The organism is Aureispira sp. CCB-E (assembly GCF_031326345.1).
In the GTDB taxonomy this organism is placed as follows: domain Bacteria; phylum Bacteroidota; class Bacteroidia; order Chitinophagales; family Saprospiraceae; genus Aureispira.
Window position 1 is genome coordinate 567,207 of the sequence record NZ_CP133671.1, and the last position, 23,351, is coordinate 590,557.

At 37.0% G+C, this 23,351-nt stretch carries 15 protein-coding genes and 1 tRNA gene; 6 read left to right on the forward strand and 10 right to left on the reverse strand.

Translation table 11 applies throughout. The features are described from left to right. The first annotated feature begins 946 nt into the window (after positions 1-946). The gene (locus QP953_RS02115; RefSeq protein WP_309553809.1) at positions 947-5,782 is read left to right on the forward strand and encodes a T9SS type A sorting domain-containing protein; all 4,836 of its coding nucleotides are present in this window, start codon (positions 947-949) and stop codon (positions 5,780-5,782) included. A gap of 119 nt (positions 5,783-5,901) precedes the next feature. Here QP953_RS02115 and QP953_RS02120 read toward each other — a convergent pair whose 3' ends face one another. The 5 genes from QP953_RS02120 to QP953_RS02140 all read right to left on the reverse strand — a co-directional run bounded on the left by QP953_RS02120 (position 5,902) and on the right by QP953_RS02140 (position 10,598). Then, positions 5,902-6,630, reverse strand: a complete 729-nt coding sequence (locus QP953_RS02120; protein WP_052597796.1) for an SDR family oxidoreductase — start codon at positions 6,628-6,630, stop codon at positions 5,902-5,904. A 108-nt stretch (positions 6,631-6,738) separates the two neighbouring features. Further along, positions 6,739-7,314 carry a Crp/Fnr family transcriptional regulator gene (locus tag QP953_RS02125; RefSeq protein ID WP_309553810.1) on the reverse strand — a complete coding sequence of 192 codons (576 nt, stop codon included), beginning with the start codon at positions 7,312-7,314 and terminating at the stop codon, positions 6,739-6,741. A gap of 4 nt (positions 7,315-7,318) precedes the next feature. After that, positions 7,319-8,551: a metal-dependent hydrolase gene (locus QP953_RS02130; protein WP_309553811.1), complete on the reverse strand. Its 1,233-nt coding sequence runs from the start codon at positions 8,549-8,551 to the stop codon at positions 7,319-7,321. Between the two features lie 244 nt (positions 8,552-8,795). Next, the gene (dtd, locus tag QP953_RS02135) at positions 8,796-9,251 is read right to left on the reverse strand and encodes a D-aminoacyl-tRNA deacylase (protein ID WP_052597799.1); all 456 of its coding nucleotides are present in this window, start codon (positions 9,249-9,251) and stop codon (positions 8,796-8,798) included. Between the two features lie 57 nt (positions 9,252-9,308). After that, a complete protein-coding gene (locus QP953_RS02140) occupies positions 9,309-10,598 on the reverse strand; it encodes a replication-associated recombination protein A (protein ID WP_309553812.1) in 1,290 nt (429 codons plus the stop codon). A 186-nt stretch (positions 10,599-10,784) separates the two neighbouring features. Between QP953_RS02140 and QP953_RS02145 the strand changes: the two genes are divergently transcribed. The 3 genes from QP953_RS02145 (at position 10,785) to QP953_RS02155 (ending at position 14,897) form a co-directional block, all read left to right on the forward strand. Then, positions 10,785-11,495 carry a YqjF family protein gene (locus QP953_RS02145; protein ID WP_052597801.1) on the forward strand — a complete coding sequence of 237 codons (711 nt, stop codon included), beginning with the start codon at positions 10,785-10,787 and terminating at the stop codon, positions 11,493-11,495. 169 nt (positions 11,496-11,664) lie between these two features. Continuing rightward, the gene (locus QP953_RS02150) at positions 11,665-13,299 is read left to right on the forward strand and encodes a hypothetical protein (RefSeq protein ID WP_309553813.1); all 1,635 of its coding nucleotides are present in this window, start codon (positions 11,665-11,667) and stop codon (positions 13,297-13,299) included. 32 nt (positions 13,300-13,331) lie between these two features. Then, positions 13,332-14,897 carry an ankyrin repeat domain-containing protein gene (locus QP953_RS02155; protein ID WP_309553814.1) on the forward strand — a complete coding sequence of 522 codons (1,566 nt, stop codon included), beginning with the start codon at positions 13,332-13,334 and terminating at the stop codon, positions 14,895-14,897. Positions 14,898-15,247: 350 nt separating this feature from the next. Here QP953_RS02155 and hutI read toward each other — a convergent pair whose 3' ends face one another. The 3 genes from hutI to QP953_RS02170 form a co-directional block, all read right to left on the reverse strand. Then, a complete protein-coding gene (hutI, locus tag QP953_RS02160; RefSeq protein WP_309553815.1) occupies positions 15,248-16,480 on the reverse strand; it encodes an imidazolonepropionase in 1,233 nt (410 codons plus the stop codon). Between the two features lie 190 nt (positions 16,481-16,670). Next, positions 16,671-17,534, reverse strand: a complete 864-nt coding sequence (locus tag QP953_RS02165) for a thioredoxin domain-containing protein (protein WP_052597805.1) — start codon at positions 17,532-17,534, stop codon at positions 16,671-16,673. Positions 17,535-17,803: 269 nt separating this feature from the next. After that, positions 17,804-18,730, reverse strand: coding sequence for a PfkB family carbohydrate kinase (locus tag QP953_RS02170; RefSeq protein ID WP_052597806.1), 927 nt, complete (start codon positions 18,728-18,730; stop codon positions 17,804-17,806). A 312-nt stretch (positions 18,731-19,042) separates the two neighbouring features. Between QP953_RS02170 and QP953_RS02175 the strand changes: the two genes are divergently transcribed. After that, positions 19,043-19,116: transfer RNA gene (locus QP953_RS02175), tRNA-Asn, on the forward strand. Between the two features lie 158 nt (positions 19,117-19,274). Then, positions 19,275-19,469, forward strand: coding sequence for a 30S ribosomal protein S21 (gene rpsU, locus QP953_RS02180; RefSeq protein WP_052597807.1), 195 nt, complete (start codon positions 19,275-19,277; stop codon positions 19,467-19,469). 355 nt (positions 19,470-19,824) lie between these two features. Here the strand turns inward: rpsU and QP953_RS02185 are convergent, their stop codons facing one another. Both QP953_RS02185 and QP953_RS02190 read right to left on the reverse strand, forming a co-directional pair. After that, on the reverse strand, positions 19,825-20,625 hold the full coding sequence (locus QP953_RS02185; protein WP_309553816.1) for an SDR family NAD(P)-dependent oxidoreductase: 801 nt from the start codon (positions 20,623-20,625) through the stop codon (positions 19,825-19,827). Continuing rightward, positions 20,625-23,129, reverse strand: coding sequence for a PEP/pyruvate-binding domain-containing protein (locus tag QP953_RS02190; protein WP_309553817.1), 2,505 nt, complete (start codon positions 23,127-23,129; stop codon positions 20,625-20,627). Before QP953_RS02190 ends, QP953_RS02185 begins: the two co-directional genes overlap by 1 nt. Positions 23,130-23,351: the final 222 nt, after the last annotated feature.

Sequence of the window (23,351 nt, forward strand, 5' to 3'; positions counted from 1 at the left end):
TAGGTTTTTGTGTGTTTAGTGTTCGTTTTGAAAATCAAAGTTGAGGCTTTTTTTTGACTAGAATTGCTTCTCGCAATCGTTTATTTTTGCGCTACAAAAGATAGATGATGTAATATTGAAGTACATGTCTGATATTTTAATACAATAGTTAGCTGCGCAGCTAACTACTATTAATACTCTGTTGATTATTACTCGCTACGTTCATGAGAGTGTAAACTTAGTTTTTTGCACTAAACAATCTAATTTAAATAGAAGCTCCAATAACTCTGCACCTACCTTGTGCTAAATGTTAGGTAGTATTAACTTGGTACACAAGGAATAGCAATGTTGGTGTCGTTTTCTATTTTTTTCGTTTTTGCAAAAAATATTGAATAGGGAATGGGAGGAAACTGCAAAAAAATGTTATTTTTAACAATTGTTATTAAATACATTACTACGTTGATTTTTTCAATGGAGTATTATAAAATAAAAGAATAGACAATCATTTCAACAGACCGATTTTTATATCTCCCAGATAAGATATTTTGCATTTGTTAAGGACATAGAAAGGTACTGCTAGAAAATTATTAGATAGACAGCAATAAGTAATCGTTCAAAAAAATAATCTCATTTGTTGTTATTATTTTTTCTGACCACTTACTTAATAATTTTCATAATCCGCTTTTTGTCCTGAAAAAATAATAACAAACCAATACTCTAAAATTCCTAATTTATATAGGAGTGTTTTAGCTTAATAATTCGCTAATCTTTTGTTGTTAAAAAAAATAAAAAAGCAACAAATTACTACCTATAATGTCAGTATTGTTTGGAGAAAGAAGGGGATTTGGGTTCTTAAACTATCTCCAAAAATAATCTCTCTTGCTTTTACATTCTAAAAGCAAAGGATAGTTAATGCAAAAATTAAAATCGACATATTCTTATAACCAAAAACAAAAACAGAAAGTGTATGCAAAAAATTAGTTTACTCACTACGTTGTTTTTTATTTGTAGTTTAACAGCTTTTGCGCAAATCAACGATGGCTCTATGCCTAAAAGTTTTACGCCAGCTTTTTACCTCAATAAAAATATTCCTTTAGTAACAATGCCTGCATTAGATATGGCTACCATCAACCATGAAAATACAGAGCGTGATGCAAAAGGTGTTTTGATGTTTAACACTAAAATTCAATCAACTAGTATTGCCTTGGGCGCACAAGGAGTTTGGGATAAGTATCCGAATGGAGACCGAATCTGGAGAACTCGTATACAAGCCAAAGATGCTAAGGGAATGGTTTTGTATTTTAGTAATTTTAGAATTCCCCAAGGAGCAAAATTATACGTTTATAGTATTGACAAAAAAGAAGTTTTAGGTGGTTTTACGAGTGCTAACAACCAAGTTAGTGGTAAGTTTGCTCTAGGACCAATCCATAGCGATGATGTTATTGTAGAATACTTGGAACCTTCCAATGTAGCTGGACAAGGGCAATTTACGATTGACGGAATTGGTAATATGTATCGTTTTGCCAAGTCGGCGGATAATTTTGGTGATTCTGATCCTTGCGAAGTCAATGTGAATTGTACGCCAGAAGGAAATGGAAAGATACAGCAACGGGATGCTGTGGCGCGTATTTTGGTGCGAGTAGGTAGCAATGCGGGTTGGTGTTCTGGAGCTATGGTTAATAATGCCTTGCAAAACTGTGATCGCTATTTTTTAACCGCTCTACACTGTGCTCTAGGAACACAAGGAGTGAACTCATCAATAGCATCTGCTTCTGATTTTGGACAGTGGATTTTTTACTTTAATTATCAAGCATCAGGATGTACGAGTCCATCATCGCAAGGAACCTTAGCCAATCAATCTTTGACAGGTTGTACCATGCGAGCGCATAGTAATGGTGGTGGTGGAAACAATGGATCAGATTTTTTACTATTAGAAATCAACAATGCCATTCCATCTAGTTATAATGTATTTTTTGCAGGTTGGAATGCAAGTACAGCTGCCACTACAGGCGGTTATGGCATTCACCACCCAGCAGGTGACATCAAAAAAGTTTCTACTTTTTCAGCAACAACAGCAACAACAGGTTGGAATGGTTCAGGATTGAATAGCCATTGGGGCTTGTCTTGGATTGCTACAACAAATGGACATGGTGTCACAGAAGGTGGTTCTTCGGGTTCTCCTTTGTTTAATAGTGCTGGACTAATTGTAGGAACCTTAACAGGAGGTAGCTCTTTTTGTACAAGTCCAAATAGTCCAGATGCTTATGGTAAAATGTCGTATCACTGGACATCCAATGGTGCTGCCGCGAATAGACAGTTAAAAGTATGGTTAGATCCTAATAATAGCGGTATAACTACATTAGCGGGTACTTATTTCCCCTGTACGCCTGTTAATTCTCTAGATGCAGGAATTTCAAACATAACGAACCCTGTTGACAGTACAACAATTTGTGACGATCCTTTTGCACCAGAAGTAGTTTTGGAAAACTTTGGTACAACTACCTTAACATCTGCAACGATTAATTATCAAGTTAACTCTGGAACAATTAATACGTTTTCTTGGACCGGATCTTTGGCAACAGGAGCAACACAAACCGTAACATTACCAACGGTTGCTATTCCAGCAGGAGGAGCCGTGTTTACCTTCCGTGCTTTTACAAGTAATCCGAATGGTGGTACAGATGGCAATACTGCCAATGACGAGACGTCTGTTGTGAGCCAATACAGAACTTCTAGCGCATTGCCTTATGCAGAAGCATTTGGCGGGGGAGCACTACCAACCGATATTATTATACTAGATCAAAATGGAGATGGAAACGAGTGGGGACATAATACGACCGTAAATGGTTTTGGAGCAGCAGCAGGAACAGGGTGCATGGCAATGGATAATTTTGCGGCTAACTTTGCAGGTCAATACGATTGGTTTTTTGTGCCCACCTTGGATTTAACAGGTCAAACAGGAACATCATTGACCTTTGATGTCGCTTATGCTCGTTATGACGCTACCTATAGCGATACCTTGATTGTTGCTATTAACTCAGATTGTGGAACATCGTATACACCTGTTTATTTTAAAGGAGGAAGTGATTTGGCAACCGCACCAGATGCGACAACTATTTTTACTCCTACGGCAGCACAATGGCGCACAGAAACCGTTGACTTGAGTGCTTACGATGGTGCTAGCCATGTACGAGTTGCCTTTTTGAATTTATCAGGTTATGGGCAACGTATGTTTGTCGATAATATCAACATTCAAGCAGGAACAGTAGCCAATGGTTTGGATGCAGGAATTTCAAGTATTACCAACCCTGTTGATAGTACGACAATTTGTGACGATCCTTTTGTCCCAGAGGTGGTTTTAGAGAACTTTGGCACAACAACCTTAACATCGGTAACCATTAATTATCAAGTTAACACAGGAACAATAGGCACATTTGCTTGGACAGGATCTTTAGCAGCAGGTGCTACAGAAACAGTAAGTTTGCCTCTAGTTAATATTCCAGCAGGGGGAGCTATTTTTACATTCCGTGCCTTTACTAGTAACCCTAATGCAGGGACCGATGCAGATCCTAATAACGATGAAACGTCTGTTGTGAGCCAATATAGAGCAACAAGCGCATTGCCTTATGCAGAAGCATTTGGAGGAGGCGCTGTTCCTACGGATATTATTTTATTAGATCAAAACGGAGATGGTAATGTTTGGGATTATGATAACTCTGTGAATGGTTTTGGAACAGCCGTTGATGTTGGATGCATGCATATGGATAATTATTCGGCTAATTTTGCAGGTCAATACGATTGGTTCTTTGTTCCTACCTTGGATTTAACCGGTCAAACAGGAACATCATTGACTTTTGACGTCGCCTATGCTCGTTATGATGCTACCTATAGCGATACCTTGATTGTTGCTATTAATTCGGATTGTGGAACATCCTATACGCCTGTTTATTTAAAAGGAGGAAGTGATTTGGCAACGGCACCAGATGCAACCAGTGTTTTTGTACCAACAGCGGCACAGTGGCGCACAGAAACAGTTGATTTGAGTGCTTACGATGGTGCTAGTCATGTACGAGTTGCCTTTTTGAATTTATCAGGTTACGGACAACATGTTTATGTGGATAACATCAACATTCAAGCTGCTGTATCTTGTAACTTGACAGGAGCGATTGCGGCTACAACAGATGTTAGTTGTAATGGTGGGAATGATGGAGGTGTCACGGTGACAGCTTCTGGAGGAACGCCAGCCTATTCTTACAATATAGGTGCAGGAAGCCAAGCATCTGGTACTTTTGCGGGATTGAGTCAAGGAACTTATACCATTACAATTACAGATAATGCTTCTTGTTCAGCAACAGTAGGTGTTTCTATTGGCGAACCTGCTGCCTTAACAGCTTCGTTGAGTTCAAGTTCAGATGTTGCTTGTTTTGGAGGAGCAACTGGAATGGCTGAAATTTCGACAGTAGGAGGAACACCAGCCTATTCTTATAATATTGGTTCTGGGAGTCAGGTATCTGGTTTATTTAGTGGGCTTGTTGCCAATAATTATACCATCACAGTGATCGATGGCAATAACTGTACAACAACAGTTCCTGTTACTATCACAGAACCCACCAGTGCTCTAACGGGAGCCGTGTCGAATACAACGGATCCTACTTGTAATGGTAGTTCAGATGGAAGTATTACCGTAGGGGGAACAGGAGGAACAGCACCTTATAATTACAATATTGGATCTGGCAATCAGTTTACAGGCTCATTTACGGCTTTGTCAAGCGGTACTTACACGGTTTCAATTACAGATGGTAATAACTGTACGACCACAACAACAGCAACATTAACCAATCCAAGTTTAATTTCATCGAATGTATCCGTTTCTAGTAATTATAACGGAGCACAAATCAGTTGTAATGGAGCATCTGATGGAGAAATTACAGCCACCGCAACAGGTGGAACTGGAGCATTGACTTATGCATGGAGTAATGGACAAACAGGCTCTGTAGCTAGCAACTTGTCTGCCAATGCTTACACTGTGACAATTACAGATGCCAATGGTTGTAGTACGGACGTAGCTGTAATCGTGAGTGAACCAACAGCACTAGTCGCCACGGCTACTGTCAATAATGCGGTTTCTTGTAATGGAGGAGCAGATGGTATTGCTAGCGTTACTACAACAGGTGGTACAGGGGCAACTACGGCGATATGGAGTGATGGACAAGTAGGGGTAACTGCAACGGGTTTGGCAGCGAATGCCTATACTGTCAGCATTACAGATGCGAATGGTTGTAATACGTCTACTAGTGTAACTATGACTGAACCAACAACGGCACTTTCTGGAACAGTCGTTGATAATGGAGATGGTTCTGCAACAGCAGCAGGGACAGGTGGAACAGCGGGATACACGTATCAGTGGGATGCTGCGGCAAACAACCAAACAACCGCAACAGCAACTGGATTGGTTAATAACGGAACTTACGATGTGACAATTACGGATGCCAATGGTTGTACAACGGTTGCATCTGTAACGATCAATATCGTTGGTTTGAATCAAATTCCAAATCTATCTACTTTTGATGTTATTCCAAATCCTAATGCAGGAACGTTCCAAGTACAAGTATCCTTTACAGAGGCTAAGACAGCAACGGTGCGTTTGACCAATGTATTGGGGCAAGTATTAAGAGAGTATACTTACTCAGATGCTTCGTTTAGCATACCAGTAGAACTTACAAATCAAGCAAGTGGTGTTTACTTTGTTGTCCTTCAAACAGGAACACAGCACACGACGAAAAAAGTTGTTGTAACAAAATAGGAACTATCCTAAATATAACTGAATATAGTTTTATAGAGCACTATTCCTTTACAGGGAGTAGTGCTTTTTTTGTACGAAAGGTATTTTAAATTTTAGTATAGATAGTAAAGTAGGCGAACCTAGTTTCCTTTCATGATTTTGGCAGCGAAAGAAGGGCTAATTCGTTGTATTACTTTCAACCATTTTACCTTTCCTATATTGATTTCAAAAACATCTTTTTGAAAGGCTTGCATAAATTCTTGTGCGAGTTGCTGCGGACTAATTTTTCCTTTACCTCGACCTGCTGTCATTGCCGTATCTACTAAAGGAGGAATGATTTCAAAAACCTTTATGGTATCTAATTGGTAACGTAGGGCTTGCGAAAAGATGTGGATTCCTGCTTTTGTACCACAGTAGACAGGAGCCATTTTTTTTGGTGCCAAGGCCAAACCAGACGATACATTTATAATAGCAGCATTTTCATTTTGTTCTAAAGTAGGTAATAATAATGCAATTAATTGAATAGGAGCGATGAAGTTCACATTAATTTCTTGGGTGATTTTACTTGGCAGGTGTGCTTCTTTTAAGAAGTGATAATTGTACTGCATTCCTGCATTATTAATTAAAATGTTTAAGTCTGGGTGTTTTTGTTCTATAAATAAAACCAATTCCTCTAGGCATTCCTGAGAACTAAGGTCACCAGCAAAAGGGCTTATTCGAGCATCTTTTTGTGCCAATGCTTTTAATTGCGCTTCGTTTCTTCCAAGAGCAATAATCTGATTGTCGTTTTTTAAAAAAGCTTTTAATAAAGCCAAGCCAATGCCAGCTGTTGCGCCTGTAATCAAAATTTTGTTTCCACTTAATTTCATAATTCGTATTGTTTGTTGTCTTTAAAGCATATAACTAACAACACAAAATTCTACTAATCTTAAGTCAAAAACATTTACATAGGTAAAGAAAAAAGCCAAAAGATATCATTATTTCAACTTTCGTTCGCCTCTAATTCTACTAAGCTGAGTGGCGCTAATTCCCAAATAGGAAGCAATGTGATATTGAGGTATTTGTTGTTCTAAGTAAGGGTGTTCTTCTTGAAAAATCGCATAACGTTCCTTCGCTTCTAGCATGACCAATTCAATTTCTCGCTTTTCTTTTCGGATAAAAAACTGTTCTGCTAGGAGTCTGGCAATGCGTTCTATATTGGGATACTGTTCAAACAAATTGGTAAACGAACGATACTCGGCAACGAAGAGTTCGCAGGGTGTAAGGCATTGGATGTTAATAAGATTAATGTCTTTGCTAATCAAAGAGGAGAAAGCTCCAACAAAGTGCCTAGACGTAAAAAATGTCTTATTGTATTCCTCTCCCTTAGCATTTCTATAAAACGCCCGCAAAGTGCCAGACTGTACGAATGCAAAACGCCTAGCATAACGTCCTTCTTGAGCAAAATAAGAATTTTTTTTCCATTGCTCAAGGCGAAATAAAGCAGTTAGTGCTTGCCATTCTACAGCATTTAAGGGAACAAGTTGTTGAATAACTGCTTTCAGTTCTTCCATGGTTTTATTTGCCTTTTATGCGATTCCAAAGTGTCTGAGCCATTTCACCAACTTTGATGCGTTCCACATCTCTATCTTCTTGTACGTCAAAATGACCATCTTTTTCGGTGAGAATAAAACGAAAAATATAACGATCTTCCAGTGGAATAGTACTATCTTCAGGAACGCCCATCATACCAAAACGAAGGTTATTAAACGTAATGCTACCGTCGGGTTGTTCAATCAAGTTATAATAACCATTCGCAAACCAAAGTAAAATGTTTAAATATTCTTCACCTTGATATTTGTCAATCAGAGTGTGATTTTTGGGAAGTTTGATGAACTCAATAGTAGGCTGCTTATCCAATAGCGAATAGGTTCCGTAATAATAGGCATCATCTGTAGCGACTGTTGTTTGCCAAAGAACCGTATTTAAAATGGTAGGATAAGTAATGTATTCTGTGTATTCAATTCCTTGCTCCTGAAGGCTGTTTGCAACGACTTTATTCATGATAGATTTGCCATAAAAGGTGCTAGCCATGTACAGTGTTGCTATAGAAATGCCAAGATAATTCCAAAAGCGCTGCTTGGTATATTTCTTAGCAAAAAAGACGCCTACTAAGCCAATAATCATAGGAACAGTATAAAGCGGGTCAAGAATTGAAATGTTGTTGAAGGCTACCCTATAACGAGAAAAAGGCTCAAAAATTTGAGTGCCATAGGCGGTACAAGCATCAATAATCCAATGGGTTAAAAAGGCAAGAAAGAACATTAATGTCCAGTTTCTTAGAGAAGGATCATATTGAATGGATGCCCGATGTTCGTAGTTATATTTTAAACTATTAATCAATGGAATAAAACCTAAAGCAAAAATACCTACCAACCCACCTGCTACTAGACTTTGGGTAGAATAGGTCAAGTAAGACAAGGCAGCAACAATGACTCCATAAAAAAGCAACCACCAAGTTGTTAAAACTTTTTGAGTCATGGCGCTTTTGTGCCAGCCTTGTTTGTAATACTGCAAACTAAGCCAAGCAAATATTGGTGAAGCCACCAGCGTAAAAATAATGGAATGGGTAATCCCTCTATGATAAACCAATCCATAGACTTGATGATCTAGAAATAGCCTTGAAAATATATCTAAGTCTGGAATCGTACCAGCAATTGCACCTACCAAAATAGCTTTATTACCCATTTTTTCTCCCAAAACGGCATGTCCCATCGCTGCACCAAGTGTCGCTTGTGTAATTGAATCCATGATTTGTTATACTTGTTTTTTACTTTCTTAGTTGCTTGTTATACTCTATAGTTCGTACTATATGTACTCTTGTCTAAATAGCACGTGTTACTAACATCGATCCACTCGACAAGTTTAGTTATTTATTTTTGAACACAAACAAGACCAAAAAAGAGCCATAATGTTTAGTTCTATTTAATTTTTTCAATGAACGGCGAGTTTTATTCAATGAATGGTATGTAGAACGCTAAAATAGAAGAAGAAATTAGTAGTTTTTATTTTTAGAATCCATAATAATGGTAACTGGACCATCATTAACAAGAGCTACTTGCATATCGGCACCAAATACACCTGTTGCGACTGTTTTTCCTAGTTTTTTTTCTATGGTTGTTACAAAATTCTCATAGAGAGGAATGGCTATTTCGGGTCTAGCAGCTTTGATAAATGAAGGGCGAGTACCTTTTTTGATATTGGCATGAAGTGTAAATTGGCTGACGACTAGAATGTCACCATTAAGATCACTTATAGAGCGATTCATTTTGCCTTCTTCATCACTAAAAATGCGCATGTCTAAGACTTTTTTGCTCAACCAATCAATATCTTCTTGACCATCTTCTTGTTCTATTCCTAATAACAAAAGCAAGCCTTGCCCAATTTGAGCATTGATTTTTTCTTCTATTGTAACAGATGCCTCTTTGACACGTTGTAGTATAATTCTCATATTTTGTGTTAATATTTTTATCGGAAAAATAAGTGGACTAAGTGGATATCAATAGCGCTAGTAATTATATTTTTCTTTCCAGAAATGCTTTAAATAATTGCGCATACCTTTTTCTCGCTGATTATGACCTGGTTCATACAATTTGGTATTTTCAATTTCCTTAGGTAGGTATTCTTGGTCGACAAAATTACCAGGATAATCGTGTGCATATTGATATTCTTTGCCGTAATCCAATTGTTTCATGAGCTTTGTTGGCGCATTGCGCAAGTGTAGCGGAACCGATAAATCTCCCGTTTGTTTTACCAAACGTTGGGCATTATTAATTGCCATATAAGACGCATTGCTCTTGGGAGAAGCAGCCAAATAAGTAGCACATTGAGACAGTATAATCCTACTTTCGGGATAGCCAATAGTGGTTACTGCTTGAAAGGTATTATTTGCAATAACTAGTGCTGTTGGATTAGCATTGCCGATATCTTCTGATGCAGCAATTAACATTCTTCTAGCAATAAATTTGACATCTTCTCCACCCTCAATCATTCTTGCCAACCAATAAACCGCAGCATTGGGGTCAGACCCTCTAATAGATTTTATAAATGCAGAAACGATATCATAGTGTTGTTCGCCTGTTTTGTCGTATCGAACAATATTTTGTTGTACTTTAGATTGCACTAGAGCATTGGTGACAATTACTTTTGGAGCTTCTTCAGAAGTACAAATCAATTCAAAAACATTGAGTAATTTTCGGGCATCTCCTCCCGAAAACCGTAAGAGTGCATCGACTTCTTTTAGAACAATCTCTTTTTCGGATAGAACAGGGTCTTTTTGAATTGCATTTTCAAGCAGTTGAACCAAGTCTTGCTTGTCCAAACTATTCAAAATATATACTTGGCAACGAGACAAAAGAGCAGGAATAACTTCAAAGCTAGGATTTTCTGTTGTTGCTCCAATCAATGTAATAATTCCTTTTTCCACAGCTCCTAACAAAGCATCTTGTTGAGATTTACTGAATCGATGAATTTCATCAATAAACAACAAAGGGCGTTGCTGAGGACTAAATAATCCATGATGTCCTTCGGCTTTTTTGATGACTTCTCGCACTTCTTTGACACCTGCATTAATGGCAGATAGACTATAGAAAACACGTCCTGAACTACTGGCGATAATATTTGCCAAGGTTGTTTTTCCAGTACCGGGAGGTCCCCAAAGAATTAAGGATGGAATACGACCAATCTGAATGACTTTTGTTAAGGCTCCACTGTCTCCAACCAAATGTTTTTGGCTGATATAATCTTCTAGCGATTGTGGGCGCATTCGTTCTGCAAGTGGTTGGTTTTTGTTTGCCATATCTAGAGTAGTAAAATTTTGATAGCTTTAGATGAGTTCTTTATCTACAACAATATTCTAGACCATAAAGTTAAACATTAAGTTCCGTTCTTTGTGCCTAGATTTATTTTCATTTTGTCTGAGCGATTACTTATATTAATACTATTTCAGCGTTCAAAGTATAGCTACTATATAAAAACAATAAACATGAAATTTTTGACAGCAGAATGGAGAAAGTTAATAATGGCTAATTATTTAGTAGAGCCAGATTTTCTGTTGCCTTATTTGCCAGCAGGAACAGAATTGGATTATTGGAATGGCAAGCTCCATTTGAGTTTGGTGGGGTTTATGTTTTTGAATACCAAAGTACTGGGTATGCCAATCCCGTTTCATAGAAATTTTGAAGAGGTAAATTTACGCTTTTATGTCAAGTATCAACATCAAGGAGAATGGCGTCGAGGAGTTGTTTTTATTAAAGAAATTGTTCCTAAAAGGATGATTACTTTAGTAGCCAATACGGTTTACGGGGAGCATTACGAAACGCTTAAGATGGATCACCATATTTCGATCGAAAAGGATAAATTAACGGTAGAGTATCACATCCAAAAGAATCAATCTTGGTACAAAATGAAAGCAGAAGCAATAAACCAGTTGTTACCAATAGAGCCTAATAGTGAAGTAGAATTTATAACAGAGCATTATTGGGGATATACTCAAATTGACAAAAAACAAACCGCACAGTACGAAGTAGGACACCCTACATGGGATTTTTATGAAGTTGACAACTTTGAAATAAAAGGGGACTTCTCATCGATTTATGGAAAACAGTTTGATTTTATTAATTCTGCACCTGATTCTGTTTTTTTAGCAGAGGGTTCAGAAATTTTTGTGATGAAAGGAGCTTCAATTAGAATTTGAATGTCTTGTTTTTTGTTGTTTTTTATGTGTTGATAAATAGATGTTTGTGTGCTTTTGTTGGGTTTTGGAATTCCTTAAAAAATGTTTTTTTTGACTTTTTTATTGCTTGAGAATACTGTAATTTAAGACATTCCAATAATCAATAGATTGTAATTTAAAACACAGAAATATGTCTGCGGAAATGTATAATGTCTCTTTGTATGAGGCGCATTCAAGCAAAAAAACAATTTTAACCAAAAAAGAAGTTTGGGAACTTTGCCAACATTATAACCAGCATAATGAAGAACTAGAGCGGTTTTTAGAACAGTTTGATTTTGACGAATGGGCTTGTGTTGGCATCGATATAGATGCAGTGTACTATGAACATACCAAAGATGGAAAAATGGATTGTAGTGCAGCGGAATTTTTAGGTATAATGCTTACTTCCTTGCACGATGATAAATTTGAAATGGCATTTAAGAGGTATCAGAAATCTCAAAATCCTGATGAATTTAGTTTTAGAAATATTCCTAGTTTTGAACTTAGTAAGGATATTTATGACGAAACGAGTGATACGTATAAAGTTATTTCAAGAGCCAATTCTTTTAATGTAATAGAGGGCTGCCCTTTATGGGTAGTTCGAGTGGATAGTTTCTCCGATTATCGCTTAGCAGGAGTTGTTTTGATTCCTACAAAATTTTGGGACAGTAATGCTTTAATGTATGAAAGTGCAGGTTACGGGTATACAATCAAGGATAGAAACTGGTATCATTGGGAGAGTGCTATTCCATATCGAATGAACCGAGTAGGAAAATGGTCGCCTAATTTTTTAGAATCAATGTCAACCCTGCTGCCAACACAAGGTGAACCATATCAATACGATGCAGCAGAAGAACGATTCTTTAAAATGCCTTCACACTATGGCAAAAAACAACCTATTGAGTATTACGATTTAAAAAGTGGTGCTTGGGAACAAGTAGAAGGTTTTGATCCTGTTGGTATGAGTGTTCAAGACGGACTTTATCATATTTATACTAAAAAAGGCTTAATTAAAACCAATAAAAATTTTGAAAAGTTAGAAAAACTAGACAGCAAAACAGGCTTAATGGGAAACACGGTTTTGCAAGAGTATACAGGCAAGGGTTGGTCGGTTGTTTTAACAAGCAAAGGAATCGATATACAATCGTTCAAAACACAGAAAAAAGATAAATTAAGTGCATTTAAAATTAAAGCTGGAGATGCAAGAGGAAAGCGCTTGTTAATTTACGCTATTGACAAGGAGCATTTGGTATTGCTCAATGACAAACTAATGCTTGTTGATGCGGATTTAAACCTTACTGTTCATTCTTTAAAAAAGAGCTTCAAAAAAGAGTTAGAGTCTTTATTGGGAAAAAGCTTTATTGGTGTGCCTTATGTAAATGGTGGGATAGATGTTCCCAATCGTGCTCCTTTCTTCTTTTTAAATAACTTAGTCATTTCTTTAGATGAGAAAATGAATCCTATCGTCATGAATTCAACTTTAGAGAAATTAACAGGGGAGTTTAATTTTTACGGTGCTGTTCCTGATAGTGAGTTGGAGGGAATGTGGATGTTGGCAGGTTTGGAACGTTTGGTCTTTCTGAAAAATAATCTCAAAGAGGCATTTGTCTTTAATACAGCTCCCCGTGGCTCTGTTGGAGGTGGAAAATATCCTTTCCCATGGATACACTTAGACCAAGGTGGAAATTTGCGTTATGCTCTAAGTTATCATGAAAAGGTACGCATAATTACTCGAGATGAATTGAGGAGGCAATTAAAGACAGCAACAGCCTACTCCACAAAATAAACCAATTACGTAATCGTTCAGAAAAAATAAACATGTTAGAACAAGAATTATTAGAAGCTGTTCGTCAAAAGAGCAAGACAAAGATAAATAAATTGATAAAACAAGGCATTGATTTGAATGCTCAAAATGAGATTGGTCAAACGCCGTTGATGTTGGCTTTGGAAATGGTATTGAGTGCTAGGATTGATCATTGGTACTCGGAGGGGCACAACGGAGATCGTTTTGTTCAATACAAATTGAACAATGGGTTATTTACTTATCATGTCAATAAAGAGGAACGCTCGTTCCCATTAAAAGATCAAAAATATTGTGCCAAACAATCTTGGGGGCCACAAGGTCAAATGGATTATTACAATGCGATCGACAGTGCTTTGGCTATTTTAAAAGGTGCTTCTCAATTGGATAGACAGGATGATAATGGAGATACTGCTTTGATAATTGCTGCTAGAATCGGAGAACCTCGTTTGTTAAAAGCACTATTAAAGGGGGGCGCTGATCCTACGATCTCAAACAAAAAGGGAGAAGTAGCACTTCATGCCATTGCAACAAGCGGTCGTCTAGATGGCTTAAAATTCTTTTTCAAACAAATAGAGGGGCTTGATGTCCATACTAAAGATGGAGCAGGTTGGACGGTTTTACATCATTTGGTAGCAACGCAAGATCATCTAGCTATGTTCAAGTTTTTTGAAGAGCAAGGTGTTGATTTTAAGCAAGCTTCTACTGCCGAAAAATTAGGCTATCCAAAAGGCACCACGGCTTTGGAGATTGCAAAAGATAAATCTAGAACTCAAATTGTTCCTTTCCTAGATGTTGAAAAAACAACTTTTACAATTGCCGAAATTAGAGAAGCCGCTTTGAGTAATCGACTGTCTATTGTTGAGAAATACTTGCAAAAAGGAGGCGATCCAGCAATGCAAGATGATCAACATAAAACGTCTATTTTATTATCGGTAGCTAGAAATGATCGAGGAGAAGAACACACGGCTGATATGGTAGCATTGTTGTTAAAATATGGTGCGGATGTAAACGCCGTTCAAGGAAGTAATTTTAATGCGTTGATGCTTTGTATTAATAGTTTATACAACAAAGGACCTCGTATTTTGGCTTTTGATAATGAATATATGGAACATGTAAAAATTGCTAAAATTTTAATAGAAAACAATGTTAATTTGGCACAAGCCAAATCTGGTTCCAACCAAAAAGCCCTTCGAGATGCGTGCGAAATATCGCCCGAAATTACTACCATGATTGTTGATAAATTAATTGCTGATTACCCTAATTATAAACAGGAATTTGATCACCAAGATAGCGATGGTTTTACGGCATTGCACGTAGGTGCTCGTTCAGGAAATGTAGATGTCTTAAAATTATTAATAGAAAAAGGAGGCGCCTCTATCAATTTGCCAGAAGACTATGGATTTATCCCGTTACATGAGGCTATTATTGCAGGCAAGTATGATGCTTCCAAGTATCTAATTGAGCAAGGAGCAGATGTGCAGCATAAAATTTCAAGAGGTTATAGCGCTTATCGATCAGGAGATGACGCCAAGGCTATTGCAAGCAAATCTAGTAATAAAAAAATATTGAATTTGTTTTAGATTCCTTAAGGAACCAATAACAGAAATAAAGAAGTGTAAATAGACGTTTTAATAGTTTTAGTGAGGTTTCTTTCAATGGAAGGAAACCTCTACTAAATTTAACGGGCTAAAGCAAGATGTTTCGATGAAGAGTAGCGCAAAAAGAAGGTTGTTTTTTATATAGTTTTTTCTGAACGATTACTTAAAATAGTAGTTCGTTGCTTTTTTACTTTTTTACCCAAAAGATAAAAAAGCACATTTATATTAGTTTGATAATCAAAATTTTAACATAAATCGCAATAAAATCGCAACTTACTGATTATCAAACTAATAAAGTTTTTCAACGAACTATTGTTAAAAGCGACTACATATTATAATGAGCCCGCAATCATTACTTTATCAATCCAGTCCGAACCAAAAGCATAAGGCATATAAGCAATTGAATTCATAGGTTTGGTAATAATTAAGTTAGCTAATTTACCTTTGCTGATGGTTCCTAAGCGGTGCGACTCTTCCATTGCATAAGCTCCATTGAGAGTAGCGGCATGAATAGCTTCCTCAGGGAGCATTTTCATTTTGATACAAGCTAATGACAAGACAAAAGGAATTTTGCCAGAAGGAGTAGAACCAGGGTTGTAATCACTTGCCAGTGCAACAGCCATGCCTGCATCTATCATTTTTCGAGCCTGTGGATAGTGATCGTTGATAAAGAAAGGTGCTGAAGGGAGTAGTGTTGCCATTGTATCCGATGCCAAAAGACAAGCAATCTCTTCGTCATTGATTACTTCCAAATGATCTACAGAAATGGCCTTGTGAGCTATCGAAGCTTGAATGCCACCCATACAATTAAATTGATTGGTGTGAATTTTAGGCTTTAAGCCATATTTGGCTCCTGCCTCCATGATTTGTTCTGTTTCTGCGACAGAAAAAGCTACTTTTTCACAAAAAACGTCAATATAATCGGCTAGTCCTTCATCTGCAATTTGAGGCAACATTTTATGAACAATCAAATCAAGATAACCCGCTCTATTTTCCTTGTAAGCCAACGGCAAAGCATGAGCCCCTAAAAAGGTAGCTTTGATAGGCATTTTGGTCTTAGACTTTAAATCTCGGATAACTCGAAGCATTTTTAGCTCAGCATCCACTGTGAGACCATAACCACTTTTGATTTCTATAGCACCAGTACCATAATTTTTTACCTCCATCAAGCGTTGGTAAGCTGATTCTAATAAGACTTCGTGAGGAGTAGTTTGTAAACGTTGGGCAGAATTTAAAATACCTCCTCCCTTACGGGCAATCTCTTCATAAGAGACGCCTTGTATTTTATCAATAAATTCACCTTCTCTAGTAGCTGCAAAAACCAAGTGAGTATGAGAGTCGCACCAAGTTGGCAAAACAAAAGCTCCTGTAGCATCAATAGTTTGGTCTGGACTAAATGTTGGGCAATTGTCCATTGATCCCCAGTCTACAATCTGCTCTTCTTCCACCAAAACAAAAGCATTGTTTAGTTGCGGGAGAGTTTTCATGTCAGCACCTTGGACAAGTTTAGGAGCCTGATTGTTAGCTAATAGAAGTGTTTTGATGTTACGAATTAAGGTGTGCATGATAGAGGCAAAAATTTTAAAAAAAAATGTGCAAATTAAGAACCTTGAAAATAAATAGAACAGAAATTATTTGTTCGGCGTTATTCCTACAATCTAGTAGCGTAACGTCTATTTCCAGAGCTCAAAATTAGCACATTCGAGGGATAAAGCAAGTCTAATGCTCGAAAAAAGCAAAAGGTTGTCTTTTTCCTTATTTCATAAGGCTTAAATCTTTGACCAAGCCATCGATATTATCTCTTCTTAAATCGTTTCTAAAGTAAGCGGCATCTCTTTTAGAATTAAAGGCACCCAATACCAACTTATAAACGATAGACCCATTGTATTCATCAATATGAATTAATGTTTTTTTGCTGTATTTACGCTTGAAAGTACTTGCTTGAGCCAAGACAGTTTCGTAAGTGCTGAACACGCCAACTTGCACCCCATAACCTCTAGATTCCTGTTTGCGAACAGCTACTTCATATAAGCCTAGCCCAGAAGAAACTGGTTTTTCTGCTTGGTTTGGATAATTGTTGGTTGTTATTGTTCCTATTTGAGTTGGGTTCGTAGGAGAATTTGTTTTAGACATTGGTTTATCAGCAGCAATAGGAGCAGGCTTTGGAGCTGTGTTAACAGGAGGAACAGGTGCTGGTTTTACCGTTCTTAACTGAGAAAACTCTTCAAGTAAATCATCTGCATTTTTGTAACCAACCAAACGTTTTACTAACTCACCTTGCTCATTGAATATAAGCATGGTAGGCAATGCTTCTACTTCGTACTGTTGCGACCACATAACACCATCAAAGTCTTGTACATCAACACGTACTGCTACAACATTTTTGCTAATATAGTTGGCTAAACGCTCGCTCATATACGTGCTTTCGTCCATATTGCGACACGTAGCACAATAACTAGCATCAAAATCAACAAAATACAATTTCCCTTCGGCTATTGCTCTAGATTTAGAACTTTCCCAGTTGGCAGATTCAAATTGTACAATGGTAGAGGTTGGCTTAAAAGCAGCAATCAATACAAAAAGTGGAGTTATTGCTAAAGCAAGAAGTATCTTCTTCATTGGATAGTAGTTAAAAGGTCAATAAATAGATCGTTGAATGAGCTGTCCAATGAGGGGGTAAAATTGGTGTGTCGTGTTCCCTCTTGTCCACCTTCTTCTTTAACGTCTATTCAAGTGTTTTTTAGTATATGAATAAAGTCTTTTCTTTTCTGCTAAGTATAGAAAGACTTGTGGCTAATATAGAAGATTTAGATTAGAATGTAAAAAAAAGCCTCATCAAAACGAGATTGATGAGGCTTTCTAGTATTTTTTATTAGAATATAGAGCTTTTATGCTTCTACTGCCATCGAAATATCCATCAAACCAAGGAATTCATTGGTTCTATTACGGATGTCTTCTTCACTAATCTCTTTTAATTTGTTTGGTCCAAATTTTTCGACACAATAAGAAGCAACAACAGAACCATAGACCAAAGCACGTTTCATATTATCAAATGAGAAATCGTCCGTTTTGGCTAAGTAACCCATAAAACCTCCTGCAAAAGTGTCGCCAGCTCCTGTTGGATCAAATACTTCTTCCAAAGGTAGGGCAGGAACATAGAACATGCCTTCTTTGTGGAACAACAACGCACCGTGTTCGCCTTTCTTGATGATCAAATGAGTTGGACCCATTTCTAAGATGGTCTCAGCAGCTTTTACCAAAGAATACTCTCCAGAAAGTTGGCGGGCTTCTTCATCGTTGATTGTCAATACATCAACTTCCTTGATAACTGCTTTCAGTTCGTCCATAGCAATATCCATCCAAAAGTTCATGGTATCCATTGCCACCAATTTAGGGCGAGATTCTAATTGGTCTAAAACGCTCTTTTGTACAGCAGGGGCAAAGTTCCCTAACATCAAATAGTCAACATTCTTGATAGAATCAGGCAATACAGGAGCATAGTTTTCCAAAACATTTAATTCGGTAGCTAGAGTATCCCTAGAGTTCATGTTATTGTGATAACGGCCAGCCCAAAAGAAAGATTTTTCATCTTCTCTTATTTCTAGTCCATCCATATTAACACCTCTATTTTTCAAAGCATCCAATTCTGAATTTGGAAAATCGCCACCAATGACAGAAACTAATTTGATGTCATTGTAAAAGTGAGAACTAGCCCATGCCACATAGGTACCTGCACCACCAATAATACGATCTGCTTTACCAAAAGGGGTTTCAATGGTATCAAATGCCACCGTACCCAAAACCAATAAACTCATAATAATTTATTTTTGTAAAATTGTAATAGTTGTCTTCCTTAAATAGATTTGTAATTTTTGATTGCAAACAATCTATTTAGCTAATAGCACAAAAATAATAAACTCTATTTACAGCAAAGCATTTTGAACCGTTTTTATCGAAAAATAACTTTTTTCAAAAAAAAGAAAAAAAAAGATTTTTAATAATTGGCTGATTTTTAAGTTGTTGTGATTTTTGTCGAAAAGTTTTTTTATTTTTTTTTATTTTTTTTTGCCAAAAGCTTTGGAAAAGTGAAAACCCGTCGTATATTTGCATCGCTCTACAAGAGTAACGCCTTCATAGCTCAGTTGGTTAGAGCATCTGACTGTTAATCAGAGGGTCACTGGTTCGAGCCCAGTTGAGGGCGCTAAAAAGGGTTTATCAGATTTGATAAATCCTTTTTTTTAATCTATTAATTTATTGTTTCTGACATCGTAAGATGAAGTTAATTTTTTGGAATTGATTTATTTTTATTATCTTTGTGTTCCAAAATAAAAGAGAATCAAAAAACATTAAAAATATCACATGCTAGTTATTAACGTAAAAGATGGGGAATCTATCGACAGAGCTTTGAGAAGATACAAAAATAAGCACAAAAAAGTGCAATTAATGAAACAACTACGTGCTAGAAAGCATTTTGTAAAGCCTTCTGTAGAGCGTAGAGTTGAAATTCTAAAAGCTAAATACAATACTGAAAAATTGAGAGAAATGGAAGGATAGGCTCTGGCTTATTTATTTTCCAAATCTTATACAATATATACTTCTTGTTTACAAGAAAGCAATGGACTCTGTTCTTTTTGAGCAGGGTCTTTTGTCGTTTGATGTGAGCCGTGTTACAGGGTTGAGAGTATTGTGGCTGTAAGTGTTCGGTAGTACACTTTAATAAATGGAACTATTTATAGGATAGAAACGTATTTTTTATCCTACAAATTGAAACCCATATGAAAATTAGATAGTTATTTATTGGACTTGTCTCGTTTTTTAGGAGAGCGAATATCTTCTAAGAGACGAGACTTTTTTAAGTAGTTGATTAAGAGGATAGTATGGCAAAGGCATCTAAACAAACACGAAGTTTTTAAGAAATACCAAACAAGCGTTTAATCTGTTGACTGACAATCTTAATTCTTAATTTGGTTGGAAGATAACGTGTTAAAAAATAATGCCCCAACCGCATGAAAAAGTTTCCAGCTACATAGTTAGGCGACTTTCCAAGTGCTCGAAGAGCTTGTTGTACCGATTGTTGAACAGACATAACCATACCTCCATTGCCATCACCACCTTGAGCGATGTAACCAGGAGTTTTGGTTGGTCCAGGCATAAAACCAAGGACATCGACACCAAAGGGTTTTAGTTCTGCCCAAAGAGACTCTGCTAGCTTTAAATCAAAAGCTTTAGTAGCAGCGTAAGTAGCATTGTAGGCACTAGATAGCTCTCCTGCACCAGAGGATAGGATGATAATGCCTCCACGTCTCTGAGCTTGCATCTGGCGAGCAAAATGATGGGTTAACAATAAAACGACTTTGGTATTTAAGTGCAATTGCATAGACAAAAACTGAGTCGATTGAGGAGCAAAATAGCCAATTTTAGAAATGCCTACGTTATTGATTAACAATCCAATTTGATAGGCTTGGATTTGAGGCAAAAGTAATTCTAAAAAATCTGTTCTAGAGAGATCAAGGACAATCGGACGTACTTCTACTTTTGTTTTCTGCGTAATTTCTTCGCACGTTGTAAGCAAGGCAGTTTTATTGTGGTCAATAGCAATAATAGAAATGCCTTTTTGAGCAATTTGGAGCGCAAATTCAGCTCCTAGCCCCATAGCAGCACCTGTTATTAATGCCCAAGGACCATATTGTTGAGCAAATGTTTGATTCATTATCTTTTTACAAATTTTTTAGAGGTGTAGGTTCCTTTATGGGCTAAAAAGCCACTTAATACGTAAATTCCTGGAGGTAAATCTTTGATATAAATCCTAAAATCTGGATGGTTAGAAATGCTTAGACATTGGTGTAACACTTGTTTGCCAAGCATATTACTAATCATAACCTCCGAAGGATTTCCGTCTATCCAATCTACTTGGATGTAGTCACTAGCAGGATTCGGATATAGATTAAAATCAAGATGATCGGAATCAGGAATACTAAAGGAATGGGTAGCTTGATAGGCAACCCAAGGGCGGGCTTGTTTGATAATTAATTGACCATCACGCGTGATTTTGTATTCTATTTCCATGGCAAATGTTTCATTACCAATAGCATCATAAAGCCCTTCAAATTCATGGTGAATGGTGGTTAAATAAGTGCGCATTTGGTTAAGGTAATCTCCTTGCATGATGGTGGTATTATTGGTAGCAAGATTAGAACGTCTAACGAGGATGTAATCGTTAGAACTTGACGAGTTGGCATCCAATAAAATTTCTTCAGGAATAGCATTGCCATCTGGATTGGTAATTAGAGTTTCCCCTACTTGTGAATTTAGGTAATAAAACGTATTGTTGGTTTGGTAAACAGGATCTTTGCTAACTCCTACACCATTGACTTGCTCATTGGCATAGTTGGGATGACAGAGTAGTGCCATAGATGCTGTAAAATGGTTGACCTTATAAAACGCTCGTTCGTCAAAAGCTCTCAAACTCCACAAACTGGCATAAACTTGTTGAACGGATTTTGCAATATGCCCTTCATTTGGATGATGGGTCTTAGATTCGTATAGTCCAGCGCCATTAAAACCTGGTAAATCCTCATTATTAGTACTAGAGCGACACCGAATAGAAGTGTTCGGAGGAAATGAAGCTTGCATCTTTTCTAAATTATCTCGCATCCAATTGGGCATTAAAGCGTTTTCTATTTTTTTTCTAAAATCGGCTAAAAGATGTGCTCTTAAGTTTCGGTTGGTGGCAAAATCTGGATTGCTAAGCATCAACCTAGCTTGTTCAAAAAGATTGTTGTGCTTCATGAACTTTTGATAATAATAAAAGGGAATGCCAAAACCATTAGGAATTGTTCCTTCTGGAAAACCAAACGTTCGCATGGTTGCAACATTGGCACATTTGGCACCAAAACCGTCGTACATCGAAAAGGTAATTTCATCTAAAGGTAAGATGGCGTCATGATTTAGATTTAAAGGAGAGGTTTGTTTTTGCTCAGGGCGTAAGCTCTCATACCATTGATTGACTTCTTCTGAACTGGCTTCTCGAATAAAAAACTTATCGGGCTCGACTTTGAAATAAATAGTATGATTTAATAAGCGAGCAATGGAGTCTATAGATAAGGGGTCTCGAATAAATGCATTGGGTACGCCGTCTTGAATCGCCCTTAAATTAACATGAGACAAAGGTGTTTGTATGGCAGAGGTGATTATTCCTCCTACACGAGGTAGAGAGTTGGGTAAAGAGGCATATAAAACAATATCTTTGATTCCTGGAATATCAGACAAAGACATTTCCCTAAAAAAGCCATATCCCTCTGCTTCATTCAATCCCCAATAGTCAACTTGGGCAAAAACATCTTTTTCAAAAAGCAATGGAATTCTAGAAGTTTTGTACTTTGTCGAATCTCGTTCGTATTCGTCTTGGCTGTTTGTGGTAACGTAATAAGACAAATTATTGTTAAGAAAAGGCATATTGGCTGCTAGCAGCTCATGACACTTTTGAACGATTTCAAAATTTTCGCCATGTCCATTGCTATAATTAAAAGCAAAAGTACCCAAAGTACCATTGTTCGAAATAGTAGTAGGGTGATAAATAAGTTGTCCTTTTTTGACATCATTTCCTAGATGTCTAATCCCTACTGCATTGGCAAAATCTGCGTGAAGGGTATGCGTATTTCCATTAATGAAATAGACTTTAGGTGCTGTCGTAAAATCGGTAATAATAAACTTAGCATACCGTTTCCCATTAAGAAATTCAGACCATTGTACAAAATCTCTTGCAATAGATAATTGATTGAATGTGCTAAAGCTATCAATTGAGATGCTTCCATTGACTGGGGCGATAGATGGAGCAGCGTTAATGGGGTTTTGAGTAGGGAAATTTTGAAGCTCTGAAATATCGTCTATGCCATCACCATCTATATCATAGGGAGCGGCAATGGGATATTCTAAGACTTGATAATGTGCAAGCGAATAGTATGCTAATGGTTCGGTAAGAGTGGTTGTGCCTGATTTACCAAGTTGGATGGAAGTGGTCAACTCGAAACTTTGAGTAGTATCGTGTCTTACTTGTAAAAGATAATAGTGTTGAGTAGTTGAAGAAACTTCTAACTGAACTCGTCCATCTATTGTGGTCGAATAATTGATAATAGGCACTTGTTGACCAAAGACAGAACAACACAAAGGAGTTGCCATTATAAAAAAGAGAAGAAAGTAAACTATTTTATACATTGGGAATCTATATTTTAAAATCAGCTTGGGGGACTCATCTCATAAGAGAAGTTGTTCTATTAGCAAACGAAATATAGCCACACAATGTTTCCTTTTAACTTTCTATCATAGAGAAAACACGAGTTGTATTTTTAGTATTAGAAGCCTTGTACTTTCTTTTTATAAAAAAAATTGCGTTCGCTAAAGTTCCCTTTTAAGAAAGAACTTTAGCGAACGCAATAG

Bases quoted from the DNA above. Each gene is read 5' to 3' on its own strand.
- dtd (WP_052597799.1), bottom strand. From the start codon at position 9,251: ATGAGAATTATACTACAACGTGTCAAAGAGGCATCTGTTACAATAGAA.
- QP953_RS02150 (WP_309553813.1), top strand. From the start codon at position 11,665: ATGTCTGCGGAAATGTATAATGTCTCTTTGTATGAGGCGCATTCAAGC.
- QP953_RS02145 (WP_052597801.1), top strand. From the start codon at position 10,785: ATGAAATTTTTGACAGCAGAATGGAGAAAGTTAATAATGGCTAATTAT.
- QP953_RS02185 (WP_309553816.1), bottom strand. From the start codon at position 20,625: ATGAATCAAACATTTGCTCAACAATATGGTCCTTGGGCATTAATAACA.
- QP953_RS02120 (WP_052597796.1), bottom strand. From the start codon at position 6,630: ATGAAATTAAGTGGAAACAAAATTTTGATTACAGGCGCAACAGCTGGC.
- QP953_RS02115 (WP_309553809.1), top strand. From the start codon at position 947: ATGCAAAAAATTAGTTTACTCACTACGTTGTTTTTTATTTGTAGTTTA.
- QP953_RS02125 (WP_309553810.1), bottom strand. From the start codon at position 7,314: ATGGAAGAACTGAAAGCAGTTATTCAACAACTTGTTCCCTTAAATGCT.
- QP953_RS02130 (WP_309553811.1), bottom strand. From the start codon at position 8,551: ATGGATTCAATTACACAAGCGACACTTGGTGCAGCGATGGGACATGCC.
- QP953_RS02140 (WP_309553812.1), bottom strand. From the start codon at position 10,598: ATGGCAAACAAAAACCAACCACTTGCAGAACGAATGCGCCCACAATCG.
- QP953_RS02155 (WP_309553814.1), top strand. From the start codon at position 13,332: ATGTTAGAACAAGAATTATTAGAAGCTGTTCGTCAAAAGAGCAAGACA.
- QP953_RS02165 (WP_052597805.1), bottom strand. From the start codon at position 17,534: ATGAAGAAGATACTTCTTGCTTTAGCAATAACTCCACTTTTTGTATTG.
- hutI (WP_309553815.1), bottom strand. From the start codon at position 16,480: ATGCACACCTTAATTCGTAACATCAAAACACTTCTATTAGCTAACAAT.
- QP953_RS02170 (WP_052597806.1), bottom strand. From the start codon at position 18,730: ATGAGTTTATTGGTTTTGGGTACGGTGGCATTTGATACCATTGAAACC.
- QP953_RS02190 (WP_309553817.1), bottom strand. From the start codon at position 23,129: ATGTATAAAATAGTTTACTTTCTTCTCTTTTTTATAATGGCAACTCCT.
- rpsU (WP_052597807.1), top strand. From the start codon at position 19,275: ATGCTAGTTATTAACGTAAAAGATGGGGAATCTATCGACAGAGCTTTG.